The sequence below is a fragment of the Nocardioides sp. genome, from assembly GCF_016462705.1.
Lineage (GTDB): Bacteria > Actinomycetota > Actinomycetes > Propionibacteriales > Nocardioidaceae > Nocardioides.
The window spans coordinates 1-8,520 of record NZ_JAEMSS010000177.1; the positions used below are offsets into that span (position 1 = coordinate 1).

Below are 8,520 nucleotides of genomic sequence, written 5' to 3' on the forward strand. Positions count from 1 at the left end.
GGTGACCGTCGGCCCCGCCGGGGATCCGGAGCCGACCCCGCCGGCCATCCAGACCCCGGAGCCGACGGAGCCCACGGGGACCACCGAGCCCACGCCGAGCACCGAGCCGACACCCACGCCGACGCTGCCGCCGCCTCCGCCGCCGTCGGACGACCCGACGACGCCGGACCCGACGACGCCGGAGCCGACGACGCCTCTCCAGCCGGAGGTCTCAGCCAGCCCGTCGGCGAGCGACGAGCCGACACCGTCGGCCGGCCCGGGGGCCGGCGCTCCCTAGTCCCCTAGGACCGGAGGACGTCGAGCCGGCCGGCCAGCTCGGCCGGCGTGATGCCGAAGGTCTCCCGCACCACGACGCCGTCGGGCGTGAGGTCGAACGTCGCCAGGTCGGTGTAGACGACGTCGACGCAGCCGACGCCGGTCAGCGGGTAGGTGCACTCCGGCACCAGCTTGGGCGACCCGTCCTTGGCGAACAGCGTCATCATCACGAACACGCTGCGAGCGCCGATGGCCAGGTCCATCGCCCCACCCACGGCCGGGATGGCGTCGGGCGCACCGGTGTGCCAGTTGGCCAGGTCACCGGTCGCGGACACCTGGAACGCACCGAGCACGCACACGTCGAGGTGACCGCCGCGCATCATCGCGAACGAGTCGGCGTGGTGGAAGTACGAAGCGCCGGGCAGCTCCGTGACCGGCTGCTTCCCGGCGTTCGTGAGGTCCGGGTCCTCCTCGCCCACGGCCGCCGCGGGGCCCATGTTGAGCATGCCGTTCTCGGTGTGCAGCACCACTCCCGTCCCGGGAGCGAGGTGGTCCGCGACCGAGGTGGGCTGGCCGATGCCGAGGTTCACGAACGCCCCGTCCGGGATGTCCCGGGCGACCAGCGCCGCCATCTTCTGCTTGGTCAAGGGCCTGGACGGGCTCACACGGTCACCACCCGGTCGACGTAGATGCTCGGCGTCACCACGGCCTCGGGGTCGAGGCCGCCGACCTCGACGACCTCGCCCACCTGGGCGACGACGGTGGTCGCCGCGGTGGCCATGACGGGCCCGAAGTTGCGGGCGGTCTTGCGGTAGACCAGGTTGCCCATCCGGTCGGCCCGGTGCGCGCCGATGAGCGCGACGTCGCCGCGGATCGGGTGCTCCAGGACGTATGTGCGGCCGTCGATCTCCCGGGTCTCCTTGCCCTCCGCCAGCGGGGTCCCGACCCCGGTGGGGCAGAAGAACGCGCCGATACCGGCCCCGGCCGCGCGCATCCGCTCGGCGAGGTTGCCCTGGGGGACCAGCTCGAGCTCGACCTTCCCCTCGCGGTAGAGACCGTCGAACACCCACGAGTCGTGCTGACGGGGGAAGGAGCAGACCATCTTGCGCACCCGGCCCTCGGCCAGCAGCGCCGCCACACCGGTGTCCCCGTTGCCGGCGTTGTTGGAGACGACCGTCAGGTCGGTGGCGCCCTGGTCGATGAGCGCGTCGATGAGGGCGACCGGCATCCCCGCCATGCCGAACCCGCCGACGAGCACGGTCGAGCCGTCGGCGACGTCGGCGACCGCGGCCCCGGCCTCGTCGAAGAACCGGGTCCGGCTCATGCGGTGCCGACCGGGTTCTCGAGCACCACGGCCAGGGCCTGACCGACCCCGATGCAGATGGCGGCGACGCCCCAGCGGTCGCCGGTCTCCCGCAGCCGGTGCGCGAGGGTGCCGAGGATCCGGCCGCCGGAGGCGCCGAGCGGGTGGCCGATCGCGATCGCCCCGCCCCAGGCGTTCACGATCTCGGCGTCGCGCAGTCCTCGCTCCTGCCAGGCGTCGACGCAGGCGAGCGACTGCGCGGCGAACGCCTCGTTGAGCTCGACCGCGCCGACGTCGGCCCATGAGATGTCGGCCCGGGCGAGCGCCTTCTCCGCCGCCTCGACGGGGGCGAAGCCGAAGTCCTGCGGGGCCAGCGCGTGCGTGCCGCGACCGGCGATCCGGGCCAGCGGCTCGAGACCGCCGAGCCTGGCCCGGCCCGCGGCCTCGTTGCCGATCAGCAGCGCGGAGGCGCCGTCGTTGAGCGGCGAGGCGTTCCCTGCCGTGATCGTGCCGTCCGGGCGGAACGACGGCTTGAGCCCGGACAGCGTCTCGACCGTGGAGTCGGGTCGGATCCGCTCGTCGCGGGCGAGGTCGTCGAGAGGTGCGACCAGGTCGTCGTAGAAGCCGGACTCCCAGGCCGCGTGGGCCAGCGTGTGCGACCGCACCGCGAACTCGTCCTGACGCTCCCGGGAGATCCCGAACCGGTCAGCCAGCAGCTCGTTGGCCTCGCCCAGCGAGACCGTCCACTCCGCGGGCATCCGGTCGTTGACGAGCCGCCAGCCCAGCGTGGTGGAGACCGCGGTGAGGTTGCCGGCCGGGTAGGCCCGCGACGGCTTGGGCAGCACCCACGGGGCCCGGGTCATCGACTCGACCCCTCCGGCGAGGACGACGTCGGCGTCCCCGGTCTCGACGGTGCGCGAGGCCTGCATCGCGGCGTCCAGGGACGAGCCGCACAGCCGGTTGACCGTCACCGCCGGCACCGAGACCGGCAGCCCGGCGAGCAGCACCGCCATCCGGCCGACGTTGCGGTTGTCCTCGCCGGCCTGGTTGGCGCAGCCCCACACGACGTCGCCGACCATCTCGGGGTCGAGCCCAGGGGCCTTGGCCAGGACCGCGGTGACCGCGGCGGCGCCGAGGTCGTCGGGACGCACCTGCGCGAGCGCCCCACCGAACCTGCCGAACGGGGTCCTGCTGGCGGCGTAGAGGAAGGCCTCGGTCATCTCGCCAGCGTAGGCCGGATCGCTTATTCCCTCCAAGGCTGAGTAGGTATGGATTGATAATCTGGATGAATGGACCTCGACCGTCTTCGCTCGTTCGTGGTCCTCGCCGAGGAGCGCCACTTTGGGCGGGCGGCTGAACGGCTGCGGATCGCGCAGCCGGCGCTCTCCCGCCAGCTCCAGGTCCTCGAGCGTGAGGCGGGGACGCCTCTCGTCCTTCGGTCGACCCGCAGCTTCGAGCTCACCGAGGCCGGGGACCTGCTCGTGGAGCGGGCACGCCAGCTGCTGGACGCCGTCGGGCGGACCGAGCAGGACCTGCGGCTCCTGGCCCAGGGCCGGATGGGGACGTCGTCGGTCGGCTTCGTCGGCACCGCGACGTACGACCTGCTGCCCCGGGTCGCCCGGCTCGCGCACACCGAGCTGCCCGGACTCGACCTGCACGTGCACGGCGAGCTGCTGGCTCCCGCCCTCGTCCAGGGGCTCCTCGACCGAACCTACGACGTCGCCGTCACCCGACCCGTCGACCCCGGTCGCGGGGTGCGCACGACGCTGCTCCGGCGGGAGCGGCTCGTCGCGGTGCTGCCCACGCACCACCGCCTCGCCGGCCGGGAGCGCCTCACCCTGCCCGAGCTCGCCGAGGAGACCTTCGTGATGCACCCGTCGGCACGCGCGTCGAGCCTCACCGAGGTGGTGCTGGCCGCGTGCTCGGACGCGGGCTTCACCCCGCCGGGCGTGGTCGAGGTGTCGGAGACGTCCACGCTGGTCGTGTCGGTGGCGGCGGGTCTCGGCGTCGCCGTGGTCCCACAGCCCGTGCGGACCCTCAGCCTCGAAGGCGTCCGCTACGTGTCATTGCGAGGAGCGCCGACGATCGACCTCTGCGTGGCCGTCCGTGCGGATGACGCCCGGCCGGCCACCCGGCGGGTCGTCGAGCTCATCGGTCGGTCCGTCGCTCAGCGCCGGTGACCCGGGCCGCGGCAGGCGGACCCGGAACGTCGTGCCACCGGCCGAGCTCCGGCAGCCCACCGTGCCGTGGTGAGCCCGGACCAGCGACCTGACGATCGCCAGACCCAACCCGGTGCCGCCCCGCCCACGCGCCCGGCCAGGATCCGCACGGTAGAAGCGGTCGAACACCCGCGGCACCACCTCGGCCGGCATCCCCGGGCCCGCGTCCGTGACGGAGAGCTCGACCGTCTCGTGCCGGGTGTCGACCGACACCGAGATCGCCGAGGTCACCGGGGTGTGGTCCAGCGCGTTCTCGAGCAGATTGGTGACGACCTGCCGTAGCCGGGCCTCGTCGCCCGTCACCACCGGTGGCTGCTCACCCGGAGCGTGCGTCATCGTGATGGCTCGCTCCGGCTGACGGGCCTTGGCATCGATGACGGCCTCCGTCGCCAGGCTGAGCAGGTCGACAGGGCGGCGGTCGAGGGGCCGGGCCTGGTCGAGGCGCGCCAGCAGCAGCATGTCATCGACCAGCGCCCCCATCCTCGTCGACTCCGACTCGATCCGGCCGACCAGCGTGTCCAGGTCGCGCCCCTCGCGCATGAAGCCGTTGCGCCAGAGCTCGGCGTGCCCGCGGATCGTGGCCAGCGGCGTCCGCAGCTCGTGGCTGGCGTCGGAGACGAACCGGCGCAGAGTGCCCTCGGACTCGGTCCGGGCGGTGAAGGCCCGTTCGATCTGGCCGAGCATGCCGTTGAGCGCAGCCGCGAGACGCCCCACCTCGGTCCGCTCCCGGAACGAGGGCACCCGCTCGGACAGGTCGCCCGCGGCGATCCGCTCGGCGGTGTCCTCGATCCGGGTGAGCGGTCGCAACCCCAGCCCGGCGATGAGCCAGGCGGCCGCAGCGGTGAGGGCCAGCACCAGGGCGCTGATGAGCACCGCGATCCGGGTCAGCCGCCCGACCGTGGCGTCCGCGTCCGCCAGCGACACCGCGAACACGAGTCGCTCGCCGGTCGTCTCCTCGCTGACGACGCGCAGCCGCCACCTGTCCTCGCCGTCCAGGGAGGGGACGGTGACCAGGTCGCTGGTCGTCGGCGGCACCGACGTCAGGTCGGGTGCGGCGTCGCCGAGGTCCGGCCCGAGCGAGCAGGCCACGGCGCCCGCGGCGTCGAGGACCAGGAGGACGAAGTCGCTGCGGAGCCCGCGCGGGTCCTGGGGGTTGGCGCACAGGTCATCGGGCTGCGGCGCCGTGGCTGGTGGGTCCTCGGTCCCGGGGTCCTCGGCCGGAGGAGTCTCGGCCGCGCCGGGCCCGGACGGGATGGAGCCGACCTGGTCGTCCACCCGGTCGACGAGGTAGGCGCGGAGCAGCACGATCCCGGTCACGTTGGCGACGGTGAGGCCGACGCCGACCAGGAGCACCATGCCCAGCACGAGGCGGGCCCGGATCGAGATGCCCGTCGCGACGCCGGCCATCACCCCGACCTGGTCCGTAGCACGTAGCCCACCCCACGGACGGTGTGGATCAGCGGTGGCTCGACGGCGTCGACCTTCCGGCGCAGGTAGCTGATGTAGGACTCGACCACGCCGGCGTTGCCGTCGAAGTCGTAGTGCCAGACGTGGTCGAGGATCTGCGCCTTGGTCATCACCCGGTCCGCGTTGCGCATCAGGAAGCGGAGCAGGGAGAACTCGGTGGGCGACAGGTCCACGCGCACACCGCCTCGCCAGACCTGGTGCTGGTCCTCGTCGAGGACCAGGTCGGCGCAGGTGAGGCGGTTCACCGGGCGCTCCCCCGTCAGGGGATGCGTACGCCGCAGGACCACGCCGACCCTGGTCACAACCTCCTCGAGGGAGAAGGGCTTCGTCACGTAGTCGTCGCCACCGAGGGTGAGCCCTGCGATCCGGTCCTCCAGGGCGTCCCGCGCGGTCACGAACACGGCAGCCATGTCCGGGTTGACCGAGCGGAGTCGGCGCAGCAGGGCGAAACCGTCGGTGTCGGGCAGCATCACGTCGAGCAGCGCGAGGTCGACCCGGTGCTTCCTGGCCAGGCCGAGCGCCTCGGATCCCTTGCTCGCGCGCAGGACGCGGTAGCCGACGAACCCGAGGCTCATCGAGAGCATGTCGAGGATCGGCGCCTCATCCTCCACGACCAGGATCTGCACGTCCGGCGCCGCGGGATCAGGCGCGATGGTCCCCATGCTCGCCGAGCCTGAGGCCGCGACCTGCGAGCGGCCTCGGAGGACGCTGGGAGTTCCCTGTGAAACGGCGGCGGACTGCCAGCGAACTGGCAGACCGGTCCCAGGGCGGTCGTAGGTTGCCCGGCCAGCCTCTGCCACGTGAGCCCCGACAACCCCACCCACGTCCTCCCCGGGTACGAGGAGGATCTCGACGACGGCGACCCAGACCCCCAGCCCGACGACGAGTATCCCCTCGAGCGGCGATCCCGGTGGCGTGGCCGTTCGGGCGTCGTCGTCAACGGGGTGATCGTGCTCGCGGTCCTGCTGGTGGCCGCCGTCACCGCGTGGACGGTGCGCGGCTCCGGCGACGACGGTGGCACCGCCGAGGCACAGACGACCACCGTCAGCATCGGCGACGTGACCTCGACCGTGTCCGCGAACGGCAACATCGCATCGGGACGGACGACCAACGCCGACTTCGAGGGCAGCGGCGGGATCGTCACCCAGATCTACGTCAAGGCGGGCGACAAGGTCCGCCGGGGGCAGGTGCTCGCCCGCGTCGACCAGACCGCGGCGCGGCAGTCGCTGCGCACGGCGCGGGCGTCCCTGGCCTCGGCACGGGCGTCGTACGCCACGACCGTGCAGGGACAGACCGCGCAGGAGAGGGCGGTCGACGCCCAGTCGATCCGCCAGGCGGAGATCGCGGTGGCCACGGCCAGGAGCAGCCTGGCGGGAGCCCGGCAGAGCCTGACGCTCACCAGGCAGCAGCAGAACGCAGCAGTGCGCCGTGCCGAGGACGACCTCGAGCAGGCGCAGGACGCCCACTCGGCCAACCCGACGGCCGAGACCCAGCAGGCGGTGACCTCGGCCCGCACCGCCCTGACCCTGGCCCGCGAGACCCGGGAGTCGACCCTGCTCCAGGCGCGCCAGAACGTCACGTCGATGCGCCGGTCGCTGACCTCGGCCCAGGCGAGCCTCGCATCCACGAAGGCGAGCGTGGCGGTCAACCGACAGCCGCCCCGCGACGGCACGGTCGAGGCGGCCCAGGCCCAGGTCGACAGCGCCCAGGTCGGCGTCGACCAGGCCCTGACCACTCTCGAGCAGACCATCCTGCGGGCGCCGGCGGCCGGAACGGTCGCCGCCGTGAACGGCTCGGTCGGGGAGCCGTCGTCGGCCACCTCGAGCTCCTCGAGCACCACATCGGAGGACTCGACGTCGACGTCCACGTCGAGCAGCGGGTTCGTCACGCTGACCGACACCAAGCTCCTCCAGGTCACCGCCGACGTCGCGGAGGCCGACATCGCCGACGTGGAGGTCGGCCAGCCGGCGACGATCACCTTGTCCGCCACGGACGAGGAGCTCTCGGGAACGGTGACCGCGGTCGACACTGTCGAGACCATCACCAACAACGTCGTCGAGTACGGCGTGACCGTGACCCTCGACGGCGCCACCGGGGTCAAGCTCGGGCAGAGCGCGCAGGTGGTCGTGACCACCGGCTCGACGCAGGGTGTCCTGCGGGTGTCGAGCAGCGCCCTGACGACGATCGGCGGCCGCACGACGGCCACGGTCCGGGCCGAGGACGGCACCACCAGCACGGTCGAGGTCGTGACCGGTCTCGAGGGAGACGGCTTCACCGAGGTCCTCGACGGACTCGCCGAGGGGGACGTGGTCGTCCTGCCCGAGCAGGCGGCCTCCACAGGTGGCTTCACCTTCCCCGGCGGCGGCGGGCTCGGGGGGCTCGGATGACCGAGGCCCGTCGTCGCCGGTACGCCGTGGCGCTGACCGGCCTGACCAAGGTCTACGGCCACGGCGACATCGAGGTGCGCGCCCTGGACGGGGTGGACCTGCGGATCGACCACGGCGACTACGTCGCGGTCATGGGCGCCTCGGGGTCCGGCAAGTCGACCCTGATGAACATCATCGGCTGCCTCGATGTGGGCACCGCGGGCCGCTACCTGCTCGACGGCATCGACGTGCGGCGGCTCGACGAGAGCCGGCTCTCGCTGGTCCGCAACCGCAAGATCGGCTTCGTCTTCCAGAGCTTCAACCTGATCCCCCGCACCTCGGCACAGCGCAACGTCGAGCTCCCCCTCGCCTACGCCGGGGTCCGTTCGGCCGAGCGGGCCGAACGGGCCGCAGCCGCGCTCGCCCGGGTCGGGTTGTCCGACCGTGGCCACCACGTGCCCTCGGAGCTGTCCGGTGGCCAGCAGCAGCGGGTGGCGGTCGCCCGCGCGATCGTCACCGAACCCGTGCTGCTCCTCGCCGACGAGCCGACCGGCGCGCTGGACAGCCACAGCACCGCCGACGTCCTGGCGCTCTTCGACGAGCTGGCCGTGGGCGGTCGCACCGTCGTGGTCATCACCCACGAGGACGAGGTCGCCGCGCACGCCAAGCGAGTGATCCAGATGTCCGACGGCCAGATCGTCTCCGACGTCCGCCAGGCCGAGGTGCACGAGCCACCACCCCGCTGGCAGCAGGCCGGAGCGCCGGCATGAACGTCCAGGAGACGGCCCGCTTCGCCTGGCAGGGCGTGACGGCCAACAAGACCCGCTCGGCGTTGACCACCCTGGGCATCCTCATCGGCGTCGCCGCGGTGATCATCCTGGTCGCGGTCGGAACCGGCTCGAGCCGGTTC

General features: G+C 72.9%; 8 protein-coding genes and 1 pseudogene. 4 read left to right on the plus strand and 5 right to left on the minus strand.

Annotated features, from left to right (window positions below; genetic code table 11):
• Nucleotides 1–277 (plus strand): annotated as a pseudogene (locus JHD21_RS18060) (hypothetical protein); the annotation flags it as partial.
• A gap of 4 nt (nt 278–281) precedes the next feature.
• Here JHD21_RS18060 and JHD21_RS18065 read toward each other — a convergent pair.
• The 3 genes from JHD21_RS18065 to JHD21_RS18075 are packed head-to-tail and all read right to left on the minus strand — an operon-like array spanning nt 282 to nt 2,778.
• Nucleotides 282–920 carry a 3-oxoacid CoA-transferase subunit B gene (locus tag JHD21_RS18065; RefSeq protein WP_365696321.1) on the minus strand — a complete coding sequence of 213 codons (639 nt, stop codon included), beginning with the start codon at nt 918–920 and terminating at the stop codon, nt 282–284.
• Entirely contained in the window at nt 917–1,579 is a 663-nt protein-coding gene (locus JHD21_RS18070; protein WP_292677993.1) for a 3-oxoacid CoA-transferase subunit A, read from the minus strand. The genes JHD21_RS18065 and JHD21_RS18070 overlap by 4 nt, the downstream gene beginning before the upstream one ends.
• Nucleotides 1,576–2,778: a thiolase family protein gene (locus JHD21_RS18075; RefSeq protein ID WP_292677995.1), complete on the minus strand. Its 1,203-nt coding sequence runs from the start codon at nt 2,776–2,778 to the stop codon at nt 1,576–1,578. Before JHD21_RS18075 ends, JHD21_RS18070 begins: the two co-directional genes overlap by 4 nt.
• A 69-nt stretch (nt 2,779–2,847) precedes the next feature.
• On the opposite strand from JHD21_RS18075, the gene JHD21_RS18080 reads away from it, so the two are divergent.
• A complete protein-coding gene (locus tag JHD21_RS18080; protein ID WP_292677997.1) occupies nt 2,848–3,738 on the plus strand; it encodes a LysR substrate-binding domain-containing protein in 891 nt (296 codons plus the stop codon).
• Here JHD21_RS18080 and JHD21_RS18085 read toward each other — a convergent pair.
• Entirely contained in the window at nt 3,622–5,184 is a 1,563-nt protein-coding gene (locus JHD21_RS18085) for a HAMP domain-containing sensor histidine kinase (protein WP_292678000.1), read from the minus strand. The genes JHD21_RS18080 and JHD21_RS18085 overlap by 117 nt on opposite strands.
• Complete coding sequence (locus JHD21_RS18090) at nt 5,184–5,906, minus strand: response regulator transcription factor (RefSeq protein ID WP_292678002.1); 723 nt, start codon at nt 5,904–5,906, stop codon at nt 5,184–5,186. Before JHD21_RS18090 ends, JHD21_RS18085 begins: the two co-directional genes overlap by 1 nt.
• Nucleotides 5,907–6,044: 138 nt before the next feature.
• Here JHD21_RS18090 and JHD21_RS18095 point away from each other — a divergent pair, with 138 nt between their 5' ends.
• Together JHD21_RS18095 and JHD21_RS18100 are read left to right on the plus strand one after the other, a co-directional pair.
• Nucleotides 6,045–7,631 (plus strand): HlyD family efflux transporter periplasmic adaptor subunit, encoded by a 1,587-nt coding sequence (locus JHD21_RS18095; protein ID WP_292678004.1) that lies wholly within the window; start codon nt 6,045–6,047, stop codon nt 7,629–7,631.
• The gene (locus JHD21_RS18100; protein ID WP_292678006.1) at nt 7,628–8,380 is read left to right on the plus strand and encodes an ABC transporter ATP-binding protein; all 753 of its coding nucleotides are present in this window, start codon (nt 7,628–7,630) and stop codon (nt 8,378–8,380) included. Before JHD21_RS18095 ends, JHD21_RS18100 begins: the two co-directional genes overlap by 4 nt.
• Nucleotides 8,381–8,520 lie beyond the last annotated feature (140 nt).

Excerpts from the sequence above, each read along its gene's own strand:
- JHD21_RS18070 (WP_292677993.1), bottom strand. The coding sequence starts at position 1,579 with ATGAGCCGGACCCGGTTCTTCGACGAGGCCGGGGCCGCGGTCGCCGAC.
- JHD21_RS18075 (WP_292677995.1), bottom strand. The coding sequence starts at position 2,778 with ATGACCGAGGCCTTCCTCTACGCCGCCAGCAGGACCCCGTTCGGCAGG.
- JHD21_RS18080 (WP_292677997.1), top strand. The coding sequence starts at position 2,848 with ATGGACCTCGACCGTCTTCGCTCGTTCGTGGTCCTCGCCGAGGAGCGC.
- JHD21_RS18085 (WP_292678000.1), bottom strand. The coding sequence starts at position 5,184 with ATGGCCGGCGTCGCGACGGGCATCTCGATCCGGGCCCGCCTCGTGCTG.
- JHD21_RS18090 (WP_292678002.1), bottom strand. The coding sequence starts at position 5,906 with ATGGGGACCATCGCGCCTGATCCCGCGGCGCCGGACGTGCAGATCCTG.
- JHD21_RS18100 (WP_292678006.1), top strand. The coding sequence starts at position 7,628 with ATGACCGAGGCCCGTCGTCGCCGGTACGCCGTGGCGCTGACCGGCCTG.